This is a genomic window from Bacillus sp. JFL15 (assembly GCF_001184225.1).
GTDB lineage: Bacteria > Bacillota > Bacilli > Bacillales > Bacillaceae > Bacillus > Bacillus siamensis.
Window position 1 is genome coordinate 3,444,517 of record NZ_KQ236689.1, and the last position, 19,949, is coordinate 3,464,465.

Annotated in this window: 15 protein-coding genes and 2 pseudogenes; 3 read left to right on the top strand and 14 right to left on the bottom strand. The window is 49.1% G+C overall.

What is annotated here, in order from left to right; genetic code table 11:
- Position 1: 1 nt before the first annotated feature.
- The 4 genes from bioD to AD710_RS16895 are packed head-to-tail and all read right to left on the bottom strand — an operon-like array spanning position 2 to position 3,957.
- Positions 2-703, bottom strand: a complete 702-nt coding sequence (bioD, locus tag AD710_RS16880) for a dethiobiotin synthase (protein ID WP_049628570.1) — start codon at positions 701-703, stop codon at positions 2-4.
- Positions 700-1,854, bottom strand: a complete 1,155-nt coding sequence (gene bioF, locus AD710_RS16885) for an 8-amino-7-oxononanoate synthase (protein ID WP_049628571.1) — start codon at positions 1,852-1,854, stop codon at positions 700-702. Before bioF ends, bioD begins: the two co-directional genes overlap by 4 nt.
- Entirely contained in the window at positions 1,844-3,190 is a 1,347-nt protein-coding gene (gene bioA, locus AD710_RS16890; protein ID WP_049628572.1) for an adenosylmethionine--8-amino-7-oxononanoate transaminase, read from the bottom strand. Before bioA ends, bioF begins: the two co-directional genes overlap by 11 nt.
- Complete coding sequence (locus AD710_RS16895; protein WP_049628573.1) at positions 3,187-3,957, bottom strand: 6-carboxyhexanoate--CoA ligase; 771 nt, start codon at positions 3,955-3,957, stop codon at positions 3,187-3,189. Before AD710_RS16895 ends, bioA begins: the two co-directional genes overlap by 4 nt.
- 191 nt (positions 3,958-4,148) lie before the next feature.
- Between AD710_RS16895 and AD710_RS16900 the strand changes: the two are divergent.
- The 3 genes and pseudogenes from AD710_RS16900 to AD710_RS16910 all read left to right on the top strand — a co-directional run bounded on the left by AD710_RS16900 (position 4,149) and on the right by AD710_RS16910 (position 6,174).
- Positions 4,149-4,609: pseudogene (locus tag AD710_RS16900) on the top strand (GtrA family protein).
- Between the two features lie 6 nt (positions 4,610-4,615).
- A complete protein-coding gene (galU, locus tag AD710_RS16905) occupies positions 4,616-5,509 on the top strand; it encodes a UTP--glucose-1-phosphate uridylyltransferase GalU (protein WP_049628575.1) in 894 nt (297 codons plus the stop codon).
- Positions 5,510-5,583: 74 nt separating this feature from the next.
- Entirely contained in the window at positions 5,584-6,174 is a 591-nt protein-coding gene (locus AD710_RS16910; RefSeq protein ID WP_016935933.1) for an undecaprenyl phosphate transporter UptA, read from the top strand.
- Positions 6,175-6,229: 55 nt separating this feature from the next.
- Here the strand turns inward: AD710_RS16910 and AD710_RS16915 are convergent, their stop codons facing one another.
- From AD710_RS16915 to AD710_RS16960, 10 genes and pseudogenes are all read right to left on the bottom strand, one after another.
- Positions 6,230-7,759 (bottom strand): acyl-CoA carboxylase subunit beta, encoded by a 1,530-nt coding sequence (locus tag AD710_RS16915; protein ID WP_049628576.1) that lies wholly within the window; start codon positions 7,757-7,759, stop codon positions 6,230-6,232.
- A gap of 17 nt (positions 7,760-7,776) precedes the next feature.
- Positions 7,777-8,556, bottom strand: a complete 780-nt coding sequence (locus tag AD710_RS16920) for an enoyl-CoA hydratase (protein WP_049628577.1) — start codon at positions 8,554-8,556, stop codon at positions 7,777-7,779.
- A gap of 15 nt (positions 8,557-8,571) precedes the next feature.
- Entirely contained in the window at positions 8,572-9,471 is a 900-nt protein-coding gene (locus AD710_RS16925) for a hydroxymethylglutaryl-CoA lyase (protein ID WP_045927042.1), read from the bottom strand.
- A gap of 15 nt (positions 9,472-9,486) precedes the next feature.
- Complete coding sequence (locus tag AD710_RS16930) at positions 9,487-9,699, bottom strand: acetyl-CoA carboxylase biotin carboxyl carrier protein subunit (protein WP_016935929.1); 213 nt, start codon at positions 9,697-9,699, stop codon at positions 9,487-9,489.
- A complete protein-coding gene (locus AD710_RS16935; protein WP_049628578.1) occupies positions 9,696-11,045 on the bottom strand; it encodes an acetyl-CoA carboxylase biotin carboxylase subunit in 1,350 nt (449 codons plus the stop codon). Before AD710_RS16935 ends, AD710_RS16930 begins: the two co-directional genes overlap by 4 nt.
- Positions 11,046-11,066: 21 nt before the next feature.
- Positions 11,067-12,719, bottom strand: a pseudogene (locus tag AD710_RS16940) (AMP-binding protein); the annotation flags it as partial.
- A gap of 32 nt (positions 12,720-12,751) precedes the next feature.
- Positions 12,752-13,894, bottom strand: coding sequence for an acyl-CoA dehydrogenase family protein (locus AD710_RS16945; protein ID WP_049628580.1), 1,143 nt, complete (start codon positions 13,892-13,894; stop codon positions 12,752-12,754).
- A 139-nt stretch (positions 13,895-14,033) separates the two neighbouring features.
- Complete coding sequence (locus tag AD710_RS16950; RefSeq protein ID WP_049628581.1) at positions 14,034-15,572, bottom strand: glycoside hydrolase family 10-like protein; 1,539 nt, start codon at positions 15,570-15,572, stop codon at positions 14,034-14,036.
- Between the two features lie 118 nt (positions 15,573-15,690).
- Entirely contained in the window at positions 15,691-16,071 is a 381-nt protein-coding gene (locus AD710_RS16955) for a DUF1360 domain-containing protein (protein ID WP_045927036.1), read from the bottom strand.
- 72 nt (positions 16,072-16,143) lie between these two features.
- On the bottom strand, positions 16,144-19,947 hold the full coding sequence (locus AD710_RS16960; RefSeq protein WP_049628582.1) for a non-ribosomal peptide synthetase: 3,804 nt from the start codon (positions 19,945-19,947) through the stop codon (positions 16,144-16,146).
- Positions 19,948-19,949 lie beyond the last annotated feature (2 nt).

Below are 19,949 nucleotides of genomic sequence, written 5' to 3' on the forward strand. Positions count from 1 at the left end.
TTTATCTCCCCATTTGTGTCAGATTCATGAAAGAGGAAACATCTACATGTTTCTCAATCATGTGTTGAATGTTTTCTGCTGAAACGTGATCCAGCTTCGGTGTCATTCCTAAAATCGGAACTTTGCATAAGGTTTCAATGATGCTCGGGTTTGTCTTTTCGTCCAGCCCCGGCCGGCTCTTTACGCCGTTGATAATGATGCCGAGAACCTCTATCCCCATTTTTTTCGCATATTCAACGGTTAAATACGTGTGGTTGATGGTTCCGAGATCAGGCCTGGCCACAATCACTGCCGGCAGTTCCAAGGCTTTTATCAGATGACTGACTAAGTAATTTTCACCAAGCGGGACGGAAATGCCGCCTGCCCCTTCGACGATGAAACACTCATGACGATTTTTGATCTTTCTCCAGTGGGCCGTGACCTCTTCTATGCTCACGGATTTTCCTTCAAGCATGGCGGCCGTGTACGGTGCAAGCGGCTCTTTCCATTCAAATGGCGTAATCTCTTCATGAGACAGTGCGGTTTGTGACATGTTTTTCAACAGCGAGGTGTCACTTTCCGGATGAGTCCGCGGCACCCCGCTTAAAAACGGCTTAAACACTCCGACATCCGCACGTTTCTGCCTGAATGCCGCGGCTAGTCCGCAAGAGACGATAGTTTTTCCGACGCCCGTATCTGTTCCTGTGACAAAAAAACTTCTCATTTGTTTATATTCAGCTCTTTTCTAATGGAATCAAATGCTTCTGTAAGCCCATCTATGTCCTGTAAGCTGCGGTCCGCCGTGACGGTCAGCCTGATTCTGCTTTCACCGTCAGGAACGGATGGCGGGCGGATGGCCGGGGCGCAGATTCCCTTTTTCTCCAGCAGTGCAGCAACTGAAACCGCTGTTTTTGCATCACCGATGATGACGGCGATGATTGGTGTATCTCCGCCTCTTACGGTAAAACCCATATCGGCCAGACGGGTTTTGATCGTTTTGACAGACGACAGCAGTTCACAGCGCGTATCGTACATATCTGATATGATGTCAAATGCCGTATGGGAAGCCGCACAAATTGACGGCGGAAGGGCCGTCTGAAAAATAAACGTCCGCGCATGATTCAGCAAAAAATCAATGAAAATGTTTGACCCCGCGGCAAAACCTCCTTCCGTTCCGACCGCTTTACTTAACGTGCCGATGACAACATCAGGACAAACACCAAAATATTCACTGGTTCCCCCGCCGTTTTCCCCGAGTACACCGGTTGCATGCGCGTCATCTGCTATCACAAATGCCTGATACTGCTTTGCAAGCGCCATTATGCGGTCAAGAGGCGCAATGGTGCCGTCCATGCTGAAGACGCCGTCCGTGACGATAAAGCGGCGGTTCCTGGACTGGACGGAGGCAAGTTTTTCCTCAAGATCAGCCATATCAATATGGCGGTACACGATGGTTTCCGCTTTCGATAAACGGCAGCCGTCAACAATGCTCGCATGGTTCAATTGATCGCTTAAAATGACATCGCCTTTTTGCGGCAGTGAAGCAAGCACGCCTATATTCGCCAAGTAACCGCTGGAAAACAATAAAGCAGCTTCCGTCTGTTTAAAATCTGCGATTGTTTGTTCAAGTGTTTCATGCCAGAAAGTATTTCCTGTCGTTAACCGGGAACCGCTGCTTCCTGCTCCGAAGCAGTTTAGCGCCGTTTGCGCGGCTGTGATCAGGCGCTCATCTTTAGACAGGCCTAAATAGTCATTGGATGCCCAGATCTTTTCCCCTTTGTTTTTGAGAGCGGTTTCCTGTTTCCGCAGCGTCCGATACAGCCCGTCTCTTTTCACCGCATCGAGCCTTTCGAAGAGCCATCCGTCAAAATCCACGGCCGGTCACCTCGGCTATCGCTTCTTTCATAATGGAGATCATGGCTTTTAACTGATCAGTCGTGCTGGCGAGCGGCGGAAGAAAGGCGATTACGTCTCCGAGCGGCCTCGTCAGCATACCGAGCTCTCTCATTTTCAAAGACACCTTATATCCAACACGCTTTTCAGGCGGGTAAGGCTGTTTTGTCCCCTTATCCTGCACGAGCTCTATGCCGCACATGAAACCGAGCTGGCGGACATCGCCGACATGAGGAAGCTGCTTCAGATCATGAAGAAACATCGCTGCCGTTTTTGATTTTTCGGCAACTTGTTCAACGATGCGCTCTGATTCAAATAAACGGAGATTTTCAATTGCCGCGGCACAGCCCAGCTGATTTCCTGTATAGGAGTGGCCGTGGAAAAATGTTTTCATTTTGTCGTAGTCATCGTAGAAGGCTTTATAAATGGCTTCTGTGGCAAACGTCACAGCGATCGGCAAATAGCCTCCCGTAATTCCTTTCCCTGCCGCCATCAAGTCCGGCTGGACATTTTCATGCTCACAGGCAAACATTTTTCCGGTGCGGCCGAACCCCGTCGCCACTTCGTCAACGATCATTAACACATCATATGCCGTACACAGCTTTCGTACGCCTGCCAGAAAACCTTCAGGCATGACGATCATGCCGGATGCGCCTTGCACCATCGATTCAATCGTAAGTGCGGCAATCTCTTCGTGATGCTTTGCGAGCAGTTGTTCGAGCGCGTTCAGACATTCATCCCGGCACTGTACGGGGTCGCCGCTTTCAGATCTGTATACGTAAGGAATCGGCGCTTTGTAGCTTTCAAACATCAGCGGGCCGTATACATGGTGAAAGAGTTCAATAGAACCGACGCTGACCGCTCCGATCGTATCGCCGTGATAGCCGTTCTGCATCGAAATGAATGTCTGCTTTTTGGGCCTCCCTATGTTTTTCCAGTATTGAAAGGCCATTTTCAGAGCGATTTCCATTGCTTCCGCTCCGCTGTCAGAGTAAAAAACACGTGTCAGATTTTCAGGTGCAATGCCCGTCAGCATCTCGGCAAGTTCTGTCGCGGGAACATTCGTCATGCCCAGCAAGGTCGAATGAGCGATTTTTTTAAGCTGTTGTTGAATCGCCTCATCTATTTCTTTTTTGCGGTGGCCGTGTACATTGAGCCATACTGAGGAAAAGCCGTCATAGTATTCTTTGCCGCTTGTGTCTTTCAGCATGATTCCGTTTCCGCTTTCAATTATTAACGGATCCTCATCGTAATCTTTCATTTGTGTGAAAGGCAGCCAAAGATGCTTTTTGCTTTTTTCAATCATTGATTGTTTCATATGTTCCCCTCCCGCTGAATGAATACAGGCTGTTTCTCTAAAAAATGGATACAGCTCTCTGTATCTGTGATTCCATCTGTAAAGAAAATCCGGCAGCCGCTCTCATCGCCGTCATTCTTCATCTTGGTAATCCGCTGATAGCCCAGCTCTTTTGAGGCAACGTAGCCCGTTATGTAATCAGGGTCATCTGACCAGCACACTTCAGCTATGATTCCCGGATGCGCGCAAACCTTTGCCGCGATGGCATGTGCTTCTTTGATTCGTGAATTTTCCGGCATGTTGTGATCTAAAGCCCATTTTTGAAAATCGTGTGCCGGCCAATCCATTCGGGATACCCGCACACCTCTTTCTCTTCTGCCGTCAACGCGTTTTCCTGTCCGGATGTCAAACAGGACCGCTCCTCTTGCTTCTGCATATTCCACGATGTTTTGATAGGCTTTCTCTATCATGCACGGAGGAATCCCTGCTTTTTGCAAAAGCGTCCGGGCGATTGCTTGTCCTTTCTCTGCCGTATCTGTTTGATGTACGGTAATCGGCAAAGGGCGGATCGTTTTGATCGGTTCATTGACGCTTTCAAGCTGGATCTGCATAAAATCAGGCGTCCCTCTTGAATGCGAGAAGCCTTTATGTAATAAGCCATTCACCGCTTCCTGTATTCCGCTGTAAGTGATAAGCCGTTCTCCGCCGGAAATGTGTTTCCCGCCCTGTTCATGAGGGGCGTTTCGGGAAGCTCTCATTCTGACGCTGTAATATGTTTCTTCCTCCATTCCTTTCCCCTCCTTTCTCTTGCCTTGAAAAATAATGTTAACCAAAATAATTAAAGGTTAACACTTATACAGAATATTAGTGCTCCTCTTGAAATATGTCAACCCAAACTATCAATCTGTTAACTTAACGTTTTCATGTTTTGTTCATATTTTAGTCATTGTTTTTTCAACGCTGTCCGCTAAAGTAATCGATATCAACAAATAGGACAGCCATCCGCATTTTATTAGAGGGGAGGTCACCGTTATGCTGAAAGGAAAAATAAAGACATTAGGCCGTTTCTGTACGGTCGGGGCCGGCAATACGCTGATCGATTTTGGGGTCTTCTTTCTGCTTACCGCCTGCCGTGTCCCTTATCTGCCGGCACAGATCTGCTCCTATTCGGCCGGAATGATCAACAGCTATGTGTGGAACCGGAATTGGACGTTTCGTGTAAAGCGCAAGGCTGACGGGAAAGAGATCGTGCGCTTTCTTATCATTAATCTTGCCGCATCGGGGATCACCTTTTTGCTGCTGTACGCATTTCAAAAAGGCGGCTGTTCGCTTTTGGTGAGTAAGCTCGCCGCCACTATCGGCGGAATGATGATGAATTTTATCGGAAACCGAATCTGGGTATTCGGAGATTCGCTGAAAAACATACAGGATCAGGAGTGAAGATGAATGAGAAAAAAAGTGAGAAAAGCGGTCATTCCCGCAGCGGGTTTAGGAACGAGATTTCTGCCGGCGACAAAGGCGCAGCCGAAAGAAATGCTGCCGATCGTTGACAAACCGGCAATCCAATATATCGTAGAAGAGGCCGCCGAGTCAGGGATTGAAGATATTCTGATTATTACAGGGAGAAATAAGCGCTCGATTGAAGATCATTTTGACCGGTCGGCGGAATTGGAATTCAACCTGCGGGAAAAAGGCAAGACGGAGATGCTGAAGGAAATGCAGCAGATTGCCGAATTGGCCAATATTCATTACATCCGCCAAAAAGAGCCGCTCGGCTTAGGTCATGCGGTGCTGTGTGCGGAGCATTTTATCGGAGAAGAGCCTTTTGCCGTTCTCTTAGGTGATGATATTATGGTATCTGACACTCCCGCGCTCTCGCAGCTCATAGACGTCTATAACCAACACGGCACAGAAACGATCGGCGTACAGCCCGTCGATCCCGCCGATGTCAGCAAATATGGTATTATACAGACGGGGCAGCAGAACGGTCATGTGTACCAGGTTGAGGATCTGATTGAAAAGCCGGCTGTTGAAAAGGCGCCCTCTCACATCGCCGTGATGGGCCGTTACATATTAACCCCTGCCATTTTTAAAGCGCTGAAGACGATCGGAAGAGGCGCAGGCAACGAAATTCAATTGACAGACGCGCTGCGCGAAGTGTGCCGCACCCAAAGTATCTATGCGCGGGAGCTCGAAGGAAGACGGTTTGATATAGGCGACAAGCTCGGCTGTTTTAAGGCCGGCACGGAGATCGGGCTGCTGCGGAAGGAAATGAGACCGAAACTCTTAGCTTATTTAGAAGAGGTGTTAAAAAGAGAATCTGAAGAAAACGTGCATTAAAAAATAATTTGTAACCATTTTGCTTGTCAATCAGTCATATAATTGGGTAAAAAGATAAAGAGGTTGTGAACAGTGTGGGCAATTTTATTAGTGAAATATTATCCTGGCTGACAAGTATGGGCTATTTCGGGATTGCGCTCGGATTAATGATCGAAATCATTCCGAGTGAAATCGTTTTGGCCTATGGAGGCTATATGGTGTCAGAAGGCACGATCAGTTTTATCGGCGCCGTTATCGCCGGCGTGATCGGGGGAACGATCGCGCAGTGCTTTATTTACTGGATCGCCCGTTATGGGGGGCGGCCGTTTTTGGACAAGTACGGCAAGTACTTGCTGCTGAAAAAGCATCATATTGATGTTGCCGAAAACTGGTTTCGCCGTTACGGTGCGGGTGTAGTTTTCTCGGCCCGGTTTATCCCGGTCGTCAGACACGCGATTTCCATCCCGGCCGGCCTCGCGAAAATGCCGCTTTCCAAGTTTGTCACCTTGACGACGCTTGCGATTATTCCGTGGTCTGTCATTTTCGTTTATCTCGGGTATCAGCTCGGCGGACAGTGGAAAGATGTAGACAGCTATGCCGGAATGTACACGACTCCGATCATTATATTGGCTCTTGTATTTATTGTTGTTTATTTTGTCGTGAAAAAGATGAGATCAAGACTATGAAAAAAAGACTGCATAGAAGAACGGCCGCGGGCCGGATCTATGCGGTCTTTTTTATTTATACCGGGTATACGGGGTGTTTCCGGTGTGTGAAAGTCAGTTGTTTAGACATGTAAGCAGTGAGGCGTTTATTGAGTTCGTCCCGCAAGGAATCAGCGGGAACGATGCCGTCAATCACCATTTCAGAGGCAAGACGGTAAAGGTTAATGTCTTCCTTGTATTCATCTCGCTTTTCCTGAATAAAAGCCGGCCTTTCTTCTGGAGCGAGTTCGCTGATTTTGTTTGCGTAGACCGCATTTACTGCTGCTTCTGGCCCCATTACGGCAATTTGCGCAGTCGGAAGCGCTAAGCAGCAGTCCGGTTCAAAAGCCGGGCCCGCCATCGCATATAATCCCGCACCGTAGGCTTTTCTGACAATAACAGAAAGCTTCGGAACAGTCGCTTCCGCCATTGCTGAGATCATTTTCGCGCCATGCCTGATGATGCCCGCCTGCTCAACCTTCGTTCCGATCATAAATCCGGGGATGTCTGCCAAAAACAGAAGCGGAATATGAAATGCATCGCACAAAGCGATGAATTTTGCGGCTTTATCCGCCGAATCGAGAAATAAAACCCCGCCTTTGACACGCGGCTGGTTGGCGATAATGCCGACCGGCTGTCCGTGAATCCGCGCAAGTCCCGTTATTAATTCCTGCGCAAATAACGGTTTAATCTCAAAAAAAGAGTCTTCATCGATGACACGTTCAATTAAATCCAGCATGTTGAACGGTGCGTTTTGATGTGCCGGAATGACATCTGAGAGCGGTTTTTCAAAATCTTTCGGGTTCTTGGATTCGCTGACAGGCGCTTTTTCCGTATAATTTGCCGGAAAGTAGCTGAGATATGTCCGCGCCATCGTGATTGCTTCCTGTTCCGTCCGGGCGAGGAGATCACCGCAGCCTGATACGGAACAATGCATACGGGCGCCGCCCATTTCTTCAAGCGATACCTTTTCGCCGATTACCATTTCCGCCATGCGCGGAGAGCCTAAGTACATGGATGCATTGCCTTCAACCATAATAACAATGTCGCAAAAGGCAGGAATGTAAGCGCCGCCCGCAGCGGAAGGACCGAACAATAAACAGATTTGCGGTATGCGTCCCGACAGCTTTACTTGATTATAAAAAATGCGGCCGGCTCCCCTTCTGCCCGGGAACATGTCGACCTGATCGGTAATTCTTGCACCTGCTGAATCGACTAAGTACAGAAGCGGACACTGCAGTTTTTCAGCCGTTTCCTGAATGCGGATGATTTTTTCCACCGTCTTCGCGCCCCACGAGCCCGCCTTTACGGTTGAGTCGTTTGCCATCACACAAACGGTTCTGCCGCCGATGGTTCCGATCCCGGTAACGACCCCGTCAGCCGGCAGTCCGTCTGACATGCACTCGGCGAAAAAAGCGTCTTCAACGGATATGCCGTCATCGAATAAAAGTTTCAGCCTGTCTCTTACAAAAAGTTTTCCCTTCTTTTCATTGCTTGCGTGATATTTCGCGGCTCCTCCCTTTTCAATCGTTTTGCTGCGTGTCTGCCGTTCTTTTTCGTAATCCATCCGAGTCCCTCCATGTTTTATTTTCCTTTGTATTCAGGGGGTCTTTTTTCTTTAAAAGCGCGCAGCCCCTCTTCTCTGTCAAGTGTCGGGATGACTTGTGCATATGCTTTTCGTTCGATTTCGAGCCCTGTATTGAGATCAGTCTCCAGCCCCTTGTTTATCGCGAATTTTGCTTGTCTGACGGCGATCGGCCCATTGGCGGCGATGCGGCCGGCCAGTGCTTTTGCTTTTTCCAAAAGTTCTTCGGTTTCACATACATGCTCGACCAGCTTTATGTCTTTTCCCTCTTGGGCCGTGAGCCTCCGGCCGGTGTAGATCAACTCTTTTGCCGCACCGGGTCCGATAAGCCTAGGCAGTCTCTGTGTTCCGCCCGCCCCGGGTATGATCGCAAGGCCTGTTTCAGGGAGGCCGAGGCCCGCCCGGCTGGCGGCGATTCTGATATCGCAAGCGAGGGCGAGTTCAAGTCCGCCGCCGACTGCCGTTCCATTCAGCGCTGCAATGGCCGGCTGCGGGAGTGCTTCAATTGAGGCGGCGGTTTCACCGATACGCCTGACGCTTTGTTTGACTTGTTCATGATTCATCCCCGCTCTTTCTTTTAAATCAGCACCAGCGCAGAATGTGTTTCCGAAGCCGGTGAGAATGACACAGCGAATGGATGGCGAATTTTTGATGTCTGTAATCACACGCTGTAAATCATCAATCATTTCTGATGACAGTGAGTTGGCCGCATGCGGGCGGTTCAGCATGATCAGGCCGATTGTTTCTTGACAGACGGAAAACAATACACAATCTCCCATGGCTTCTCCTCTCTCTCATTTCGTTCTGAAGACCTGCAGGTTTCTGCTTGGCAGGTCTTTGCCGATTTTATCCCCGATCCAGCCGGCGGCTTCAAGTAGTTTATTCATGTCCGTCCCGGTATCAATCCCCATTTGTTCAAGCATATAAATGACGTCTTCTGTGGCGGCGTTTCCTGCTGATCCCGGAGCATACGGACAGCCGCCAAGCCCGCCTGAGGAGGTATCAAAGGATGTAATCCCCATATCAAGAGCGGGAATGATATTTGCAAGAGCCGTGCCTCTTGTATCATGGAAATGGAGTGCGATTTTTGAGGCGGGAATTCTCGGTAAAAGAGCTTCAAGCACGGCTATGACCTGCAAGGGGTTCGCCGCGCCGATTGTGTCGCCGAGTGATAATTCATCAACGCCCATTTCAAGAAGCGTGTCTGTGAGCCGGATGACTTGTTCGATCGGTACGTTTTGTTCATACGGGCATCCGAATACGGTGGAAAGATAAGCTCTCGTTGCCATGTTTTCAGATTTTGCTTCAGAAATGACCTGCCTGAGCTCTTGAACGGTCCGGTCAATCGGTTTGTTGACGTTTTTTTGGTTATGGGTTTCGCTTGCTGATAAAAACACACAGGCTTGATCAATTCTGCCTTCTGCCGCATGCTCCAGCCCGATGAGGTTTGGAACGAGAGCCGCGTATACTGTATGTTCTGTTCTGGCAATTCCCTTTGCAACGTCCAGACTGTCACGCAGCGCCGGAATCCACCTCGGATTCACGAATGAAGTCACTTCGATATAGGAAAGTCCTGTTTTTGAAAGCATATTGATCCACTCAATCTTATCTTCTGTATCCACCCACGCGGACTCATTCTGCAGGCCGTCACGGGGTCCCACTTCGTTGATGCGGACATGCTTCGGACAGTTCATTCTGCACCTCCCGTTTTATTGGAGCTCAATCAGGACCTCTCCTTCATCGGTGAAATCACCTTCTGCTTTTCTCACTTCTTTCACCGTTCCGGATACATCAGCAATAATCGGAATTTCCATTTTCATTGATTCCAAGACAGCTACTTCCTGTCCTTTTTCGATGACATCGCCCGGTTTTACATGAATTTTCCATAGATTTCCTGCCATCTGAATTTTTATCTCACTCATTTGGACGCCTCCCCGTTCATGGTTTGTAAAAATCCGGTTGTCGCTTCACCCTTTTCAAACGCTTCTGAATGGGCAATCTTTGACAGCAGGGGAATATTGGTTTTAATCCCTTCTACATGGTATTCGCCAAGAGCGGTTTTCAGTTGTTCAATGGCTTGTTTTCTCGTATTCGCCGTGACGATCATTTTGGCAATCATCGGATCGTAAAACGGAGAAATGGTGCTTCCCTTTTCAACGGCGCATTCGTGTCTCACTGACGGATGCCGTAATACGGAGAAAGACGAGATGGTGCCGGGTGACGGATAAAAGGTGACCGGATCTTCCGCATAAATCCGCACTTCGATCGCATGCCCGTGATGTGTGATGTCTTTCTGTGAAAAAGTCAGCGGCTGACCCGCGGCAATTTTCAGCTGTTCTTCCACAAGATCCAATCCTGTAATTTCTTCTGTCACCGGATGCTCTACCTGCAGTCTTGTATTCATTTCTAAGAAATAGATTTGTTTCTTTTGGTCGACGAGAAACTCTATGGTGCCCGCATTTTGGTAGCCGATCGATTTAGCGGCTTTAACGGCGGTTTCGCCGAGTCTTTGTCTTAATTCATCATCAACAAACGGGGACGGCGCTTCTTCTATCACTTTTTGATGGCGCCTTTGCACTGAACAGTCACGTTCAAACAGATGAACGGTATTGCCGAAAGAATCTGCGAGAATCTGAATTTCAATATGACGGGCGTTTTCAATGACTTTTTCCATATACATCGCGCCGTCTCCGAAAAAGGATGCAGCCCGCTTTTGATTGCCTTCAAACGCTTTGGCCAGCTCTTCTTCTGAATGTACGATCTGCATGCCGATTCCGCCGCCTCCAGCGGACGCTTTCAGCATGACCGGAAAGCCGATGGCGCGGGCCTCGGCTAAAGCCGAGTGTACATCGGGCAACGGTTCTGAAACACCGGGAACGATCGGGACCTTTGCTTTTTGCATCGTTTTTCGGGCTTCTATCTTGCTGCCCATCTTGGCGATGATGTCACCGGGCGGGCCGATAAACGTGATTTGTTCCTTCCGGCAGCGTTCGGCGAACGAACTGTTTTCTGACAGCAGTCCGTAGCCGGGGTGAATGGCGTCTGCTCCGGCGGCTTTAGCGGCTTCTATGATTCTGTCGATATGTAAATAGCTTTCATTTACTCTCGATTTACCGATCGGATAGGCCTCATCTGCCGCTTTTACATGGAGCGCATTCTGATCGGCTTCTGAATAGACAGCTGCCGAGGGAATGCCGAGACGTTTGCAGGTGCGGATAATTCGTAAGGCGATTTCTCCTCTGTTGGCAATCAGGATTTTTGTGAACAAATGTGAAGCACTCCTTTTTCATTAAGTTAACTTGAGCTCTTCAATCGTTTTTTCCCGCAGCTTGAATTTCTGAATTTTTCCTGAGGCTGTCATGGGATATTCATCTGTGAATAACACATACCGGGGGACTTTGTAGCGGGCGATATGTTCTATGCAAAAGGTTCTGATGTCTTCTGTGGAAGCGGTTTGTCCGTCTTTGAGCCTGATCCACGCCGCGGCTTCTTCTCCGTATTTCGGATCAGGCACGCCGACAACTTGAACGTCTGCTACTGCGGGATGCCGATATAACATTTCTTCAATCTCCCGGGGATAGATATTTTCGCCGCCTCTTATCAGCATGTCTTTCAGACGGCCCGTGATTTTGCAGTACCCGTCTTCATCCATGACCGCCAAATCACCCGTATGCAGCCAGCCGTCTTTGTCTATCGCTTCTTCGGTCGCTTCTTGATTTTTATAATAGCCTTTCATGACATGATATCCGCGGGTGCAGAGCTCTCCCTGTTCGCCCCGGGCGGCCTCCTCGGATGTTCCGGGCCGAACGATTTTGATTTCGATATGAGGAAGCGCCCGCCCGGCTGTTTCCACTCTTCTTTCAAACGGATCATCCGTTCTTGTCTGCGTAATGACAGGTGATGCTTCGGTCTGTCCGTAGGCAATGGTAATGCCGGTCATCCCCATTTTGCCGATCACTTCTTTCATGACTTCCGCCGGACATGGCGAGCCGGCCATAATTCCGGTTCGGACGTGAGAAAGATCATATTCAGAAAAACGGCTGTCATTTAGGAGGGCGATAAACATCGTCGGCACACCGTGCAGAGCCGTGCAGGCTTCTTGCTCCACCGTTTTCAGAACGGCCGGCGGAGAAAACTGTTCAATCGGGATCATCGCTGCACCCGCGGAAACACATGCCAGCACGCCGAGCACACACCCGAAGCAGTGGAAAAACGGCACGGGAATGCATAAACGGTCACTTGGGGTAAGCTTCATGCACTCTGCGATATTGGCCGCGTTATTGACGATATTAAAATGTGAGAGCATGACACCTTTCGGAAATCCGGTCGTACCCGATGTATATTGCATTTGAATGCAATCATCCTTATCCAGGCTGTCCATCCTTCCGTTAAGCGCTGCATCCGTTACAGACTCGGCACCCTTCAGCAAAGAATCCCACCGGTGCATGCCGGGCGGTCTTTGATCACCGATATATAACACCGTCCGTAAAAAGGGATACCGTTTCGAACACAGCCTGCCGCGCTCACAAGTTTTCAGCTCCGGAATCAGCTTATTCACCATTTCAACATAAGATGTCTGCCTGTATGAATCCATGATAATCAGGGACGTGACGTCTGAATGTGTCAGCAGGTAATCGAGCTCTGCGATTTGAAAATTCGTATTGATGGTGACCAGGACGGCGCCGATTTTCGCCGTTGCAAATTGCGCCGCGAGCCATTCCGGTATGTTGGATGCCCATATGGCCACATGATCTCCTTTTTCAACTCCCAGCTTCATCAGCCCTTTTGCGGTTTGCCGACATAACCGGTCAAACTCCGCATACGTATAACGAAGGCCGCGCTCAGGGTAAACAACCGCTTCATGATCCGGAAAAAGCTCCGCGGTCCGCTCAAGCAGCTTTCCTGCTGTTAAATGGATAAGTTCAGCCATATGACCTGCTTCCTTCCATTCTTGTTTTGGTAAACGTTTTCATTTCACTTCAAGAGCTGTCTTGCAATGACCATTCTTTGAATTTCTGACGTTCCTTCGCCAATCTCCATCAGCTTTGCGTCACGAAGCATGCGTTCGACACCGCACTCCTTCATATAGCCGGAACCGCCGTGAATTTGGATGGCCTGAAGGCATGTTCTGACGGCCATTTCTGAAGCATAGAGCTTGGCGAATGCCGCTTCTTTCGTAAATGGCAGGTTTTGATCCTTCAGCCAGGCCGCTTTAAGCACCATTTGTCTGGCAAGGTCAATTTCCATCGCCATGTCAGCGAGCTTAAATTGGATGGCTTGAAATGACGATATCGGGCTTCCGAACTGCTTGCGTTCCTTCGCATATGACAGCGACGCCTCCAACGCTCCTTGAGCGATACCGACAGCCAGCGCCGCAATCGAAATCCGTCCGCCGTCTAATGTATATAAAAATTGCTTGAAACCTTTTTCAGGATCACCGAGCAGGTTGTCGGCAGGCACCCTGACATCCTCCAGCACAAGCTCGGCCGTATCAGATCCTCTCACACCCATCTTGTCGTACGGACTTGTGATCGTAAATCCCGGTGTGTCTGTCGGGACGATGAGAGCTGAAATGATCGGTTTTCCGGCGGAGTTCTTTCCCGTAACGGCGGTGACAATGACCGTGCGGGCATAATTGGCGTTAGTGATCCAGCATTTCTCTCCGTTTATCACATAGTCAGCACCCATTTTCTCGGCTTTTGTCTGTGTTCCGCCGGCATCTGAACCGGCATTCGGCTCCGTCAATCCGAATGATCCGAGCGCTTTTCCGGAAGCTAGCGGAGTAAGGTGTTCTTGTTTTTGCTGTTCAGTACCGAAATAGTACAATGGGCTTGCACCGAGTGACACGGCTGCCGCATAGCTCAGCCCCGTGCTTCCGCAGGCTTTTCCGATTTCTTCAACTGCCGCTGCATAGGAAATGGTGTCACCGCCCGCTCCTCCGTATTCTTCCGGAAACGGAATTCCGAGAAGCCCGAGTTCGCCCATTTTTTTAAATGTGTCTATCGGAAAGGCGGCTGATTGATCAACCTCATGGGCTTTCGGGGCAATTTCATTTTTGGCGAAATCTCTGACCATTTCGCGCACCATCTGCTGTTCTTTTGTCAGTTGAAAATTCATTAACCTTCCTCCTTCTGCTGCTTTCTACATTTTATTAATGGGGATCTTTATTCATTCCATCCAAATAAAGTCTGAACATTCGGACTCATCCGCCGCAAAAAAACTGACAGCGCGGCAACTGTCAGTTTGTTTAGAAATGCTATTTAACCGTCCGTTTTGCGGAAGGACGGCTTTCATGGTGAAGCCTGTCAACGGAAGTAACGATATAGGTGCAGGCGCCTTTCGCCTGGATATCAGTATCTGAAAATGTCTGCGTCCGTGGTGCTGTTTTTCTGACTGTATCAATTAAATAAGGCTGCTTTCCCTTTTCTGCGCGGTAAATGGCGTAATAAGCCGTTTTCTCACCGTTGGATTTCGCATCTTCGATATAGAGTGTACTGCCTGAAGCGTTCTTCTCCGCCCGTTTGACAGCCGGTTTTTTTAAAGCGGAATGTCCGAGCCAAGGCATCTCGGGTATTAATGCGGGCCGGCTGTACATGTCATTGATCAAGCGGTTTTTCACATCGAGCGGGTTACGGTTCAGATCCTTTAAACTGAAATGCATGCTGCCTTTAATCCAAGCTGATTCCCTGTTAAGAGCAATCTGTCTTCCGTATTCCTCCGGATCGGCCCAAGGCGGATCAGCGTTGTTGTTGATTTTATAAGCTGCCTGCCCGATATATAAATGCACGGGACGATTTTTCACTTCATTGCCCCACCAATCCGCTAAGACGTCATATGCCGCCGCTTTAAAGCCGATACTCCAGTAAATCTGCGGTGCGATGTAATCAATATATCCTTTTTGGATCCATTCTCTCGTATCAGCGTATAAGTCATCGTAGTTCCGCACTCCGGCGGCCGTTTTGGAGCCTGTCGGGTCATCTGCGGCATTTCTCCATACGCCGAATGGGCTGATTCCGAATTTGACATAAGATTTTTCTCGTTTAATGGCCTGATTGATCTCTTTTACAAGCTGGTTGACGTTATCCCTGCGCCAGTCATCAACTGATGCAAAGTGAGCTTTTCCGTACCGTTCGTATGCCGCCTGATCGGGAAATTCCTTTCCGGCGATTTTATAAGGGTAAAAATAGTCATCCATATGAACCGCATCAATGTCATATCGGCTGACCACCTCTTTGATCCCATCCGTTATAAATTGCCGTACTTCGGGAATGCCCGGATTATAATACAGCTGATTTCCGTATGCGGCGACCCAGTCCGGATGAGAACGGGCGGGATGATCATCTGAAAGCGCATTCAAATTTGTGTGATTCATCGTGATCCGGTAAGGGTTGAACCAAGCGTGGAATTCAAGATTCCGTTTATGTGTCTCTTCAACTAAAAAAGCAAGCGGATCGTAGCCCGGATTTTTGCCTTGCGTTCCTGTCAAATACTCTGACCATGGACCGTAATCTGATGGATAAAAAGCATCAGCCGTCGGTTTAATTTGAACGATCACGGCGTTCATCCCCATTGCCTGAACGTCATCCAGCAGCTTGCTGTATTCTTTTTTTTGCTCATCGGGTGACAGCCCTTTTTTAGAGGGCCAGTCGATATTGGTGACAGACGCGATCCATACGGCTCTCATTTCCCTCTTCGCCTGAGTGCCGCCAGCTTTTTCCGGTGCTGAGACTGTAAAGATGCCTGCTGTCAGTAAAACGGCCAAAAACCATATGATGCTGGAACGGCAGCCTTTCATGTTTTTCCCCCTTTCAGCTTTACGGTATTCCGAAGCATTCCGGGCGGTGAATCAAAAAGCCTGTTTTATTCTTCTCAGCCTAAAAAAAAGAAAAAAGTCCTAAAGCGGTTGAAACGCTTCAGGACTTTTTATGTTTCATGGCGGCGAGCACGTCAATGACCTTCGTTCCGACACCGACACAGGTTTCAAGAATGGCCTGCGCTCCGGCAATGGACAAAATGAAAATAACCGGATGTGCATAGCGGGGCCAGACCAAATAGCAGATGCCGATCAATATGGCGCACCAGACACCCGCACACCAATAACATTGCAGCATATAACCGAATGCGGAGGAAGGGACTTTTTTTTGGACGGCGCGCCCGTTTTGATCGATGGTTTTTTCTTGCTTTAAAAAGGGTTTTCTTATGAATTCGGTAATCTTATCAAATACAATTAAATGGGTCAGCCGATAGCTGGCAAGGATGATCATTACATATGTAAGCCAAGATAGGTTCGTCATGACAAAGCCTCCAAAAACCTGGTTTGATTCCCCTATCTTGCCCTCTGTCATCCTGAACCATTCTGCCGGATGCTACATATTCCGTTCCAAGCGTCTGCCGCTGTTTGCAACGATGTCCAGTATGACCTCGGCATTTTTGTGTGCAAACTCGGGTTCAAACATATCTTTATGGGCTCCCTCGCCCTGATATTCCTGATAGAGTCCCGTTGTGGCGCCTTCCCATTTCTTCGGCTCAGGCTCAGCATTGTGCTCTTCCTTTATGCCGGCCTCAATAAAATGGAGGTTTGCCGCAATTTGGCCGTCATTTATCAGTTCCGCCCAGTACGTTTGATAGCGCTCTGTTTTTCTGATGACCGCTTCCCTGACGGCTTCCGGAACATTTTCGGCTGTTGCGTTTGTTGGCTGCGGCGGCAGTGTGTCAAGCTTTCTGTACGCGTCTGCGATAATGACGTCGCTGATTTCTAAGCCGCGCTTTTCCATTGCTTTTGCCGCCTCGAATGCCGTATTGCCGCCCGCTGAATATCCGAAGAGGATATAAGGGCCTTCCGGCTGGATTTCCAGCATTTTATCAATGTATTGTTCCATTCTGCTGTCTTCTTCAATAAAGTTAAAACCGTACACAGCAGCCCGTCCATTTAATGCTGCCGCCAGATCTTTGAAGAAAATACCGAAACCTGAGATTGGCGGAAAACAGAAAAGGTTGCGGCCTTTCGGCTGATTCAATCTGCTGATATGCTGTTCGGCAGATTCTGACAGTTTGCTGGAATACAGCTTTTCAGCCAATTGTTCAATTGTCGGATATTCAAATATCATTTCAATCGGGACATCCATCTGCTGTCTGGTCTTCAGCTGGTGAATGACTTGCAATGCTTTCAAAGAGTGCCCGCCAAGCTCAAAAAAGTCATCCTGTATGCCCAGCTCCCCGCAGCCGAGTATCGGCGACCAAATGTCGATCAGCTCACGCTCTACCCAGTTTCGCGGGGGAACGGCTTTTGATGACGTCTTTTTCCGTTCTGGCGCAGGGAGTCTGCGGCGGTCCACTTTGCCGTTTGCGGTAAGCGGCATACGGTCAAGCTTTACCACATACTGCGGAATCATATAGTCGGGAAGCGGCCTTGCCAATAGGGAGCGAATGGTTCTTTCTTCAACATGCGCGCCTGTATAATACGCACAAAGGATGGCTTCTTGTCCTTCGTCTGACACGATGACTGCCGCTTCCCTGATTCCCTCAATTTCAGTCAGCCGCGCTTCAATTTCGGCCGGCTCGATACGCTTTCCGCGAATCTTGAATTGACGGTCGATACGGCTGATGTATCCGATGCTTCCATCCGGCAGCCAATAAGCCAAGTCGCCTGTTTTGTAAATCTTTTCTTCAGGATGAATCGGGTGGCTGACAAATGCTTCACTTGTTAAGTCAGGCCTGTTTAAGTAGCCTTTGGCAACCCCGTCGCCGCCGACACAAAGCTCACCGGGCACGCCGATCGGCGCAAGTCCGCCATTTTTCTCAATGATATACGCGGTTGAATTAGTGATCGGTTTTCCGATTGGGATCGGCTGAGAAAAATCATGCTTGATTTCATAAAAGGTGGAAAATGTCGTATTTTCCGTCGGTCCGTATATGTTATAAAGGCTGAGATTCGGACAGCGGTGTCTGACCTTATTGATGAGCGCCGGTGACAAAGCTTCTCCGCCGACATATAAGGTGTGCAATCCGGAAAACATCTCCGGATCCGCCTGAGCAAACTGGTTAAAGAGCGCCGTCGTCAAAAACAGAATCGTAATACGATTGGAACAAAGATAATGGCCGAACCTCTCAGGCGCAAGCATTGTCGTGCGGTCAACCACATGAAGGCACGCTCCGTTCAAAAGCGCTCCGAAGATTTCAAACGTCACTGCGTCAAAACCGATGGACCCTGTCAGAATGAGACGGTCCGTCGTGCCGGCCGACGTGTAATTGCTGTTTGACACGAGCGATACGACGTTGCGGTTGGAAATCATCACGCCCTTCGGTTTTCCTGTGGAACCGGATGTATACATAATATAGGCAAGATCATCAGGTGACGTAACGGTATTCAGTTTTCCTGCGTCAGCGGTTTGTTTCTCAGCGGCAGCCGGGATAGAGATGATGTGAGAAAAGTCAATATCAGTCTCAATCCCGTTTTGTACCGTTAACAGCTGTGCCCCGCTCTCAGTGAGCATATCGGCGATCCTGTCGGAAGGCAGATCTGCATCGAGCGGAAGGTACGTCCCTCCCGCTTTCAAAACAGCGAGAACAGCGATGATAAATTCCGGTGAGCGTTCGGCTAAAATCCCGGCAATTCCCTTTTGCGCCAAACCGTTTTCCAGCAGGGTGCGGGCGAATGCAGTTGACCGTTCATCAAGCTCCCGGTACGTCAACGTCAGCCCGCCGGCGTGAAGCGCCTGATGATCCGGGGTTTTCTCCGCCTGACGGCTGAATAGGCTGATGATGCTTTCGTCTCTTTCATAAGTTGTTTTCGTGTTATTAAATTCGCCGATTATTCTTGATTTTTCCTTTTGTCCGAGCATCGGAAGCCGGTCAGCAGGAACATCGGGATTAAAAGCGGCGCCGCGCAGCGCTTCTTCCAAGTGTCCTTTTACGCTCTCTATCCATACTTCGTCATAAACGTTCGCATTGTAGCTGAATTTGATAATCAGCTCATCGCCGGGCGCTATGATGAGGTTAAAGTCATAGCCCGATTGTTCCGACACGTTGACATTCCCGATTCTAAACGGCGCATCCGATTCCTTTTCCGCGTCTCTCATCTGCTGCTGAATCGGATAATTTTCAAACACGATAATATGGTCGATTAAATCCTGTTTCAGCTCAGTCTGAGATTGGATGTCGGCAAGCGGATGATAACTGAACGCCTCTGAATCAAGCATTTCTTTCTGGCAGCGGCCCAGCAGTTCTCTAAAGCTTTCATCACCCGTTTTAATGCGTACCGGGACAGTATTGATAAACAGTCCGATCATGCTTTCCACGCCGTCAATGACAGAAGGCCGCCCTGATACGACGGCTCCGAACACGGCATCGTCCGTCCGGTTGTAGCGCTGCAGCATCAGGCCCCAGACGGTCTGCATAAGAACTGCAAGCGTTGTTCCCTCTTCTTTGGCGGTCGTTTTCAGCTTGTCCGTCAGGTTTTGATCTAAAGAAAACAGCAGTTCTTTCTTGCGGTAGCCTTTTTCCAGGGGCCGGACCGATATTTTCGGCAGTCCTGATGGTGTCTCAAAGCCCGCTAAATATCCTTTCCAATACTCAGAAGCTGCGTCGTTGTCCTGATCGGTCAGCCATGTAATATAAGTGCTGTACGGCTTAGCGGGCTCCAAGGTGACGGGTGAGCCAGATTCAATCGCCCGGTACATATGCATAAATTCCTGAAGGACGATGCCGAGGCACCAGCCGTCCATGAGGATGTGATGATGGCTCCAGACGCATACATATTCTTCGTCAGCTGTTTTAAACAAAGAAACACGCATCAGCATATCTTTTTGCAAGTCAAAGCCCTTTAAGCGGTCACGTTCCTTAAATCGCTGTATATAGCTGTTTTGTCCCGCTTCATCCAAATGTGTAAGATCTTCGCGGTGCAGCCGGAATTCCCGCTCACGAAGCACGACTTGGCGGGGGCCGTTCAGCTGAGCGACATGAGGTAAAAATACCGTTCTGAAAATATCGTGGCGGCTGATGACAGACTGTACGCTTTGCTCAAACAATTCCGGACGAAGCCGGCCTTTTATGGTGAAGACGGATTGCTCGATATATGCAGCCCCCTCCTTTTGCAGAAAGGAATGAAAAAGCATTCCTTCCTGCATTCGGCTGAGGGGATAAATATTTTGGATATTTTTCGTTTTGTCCATGT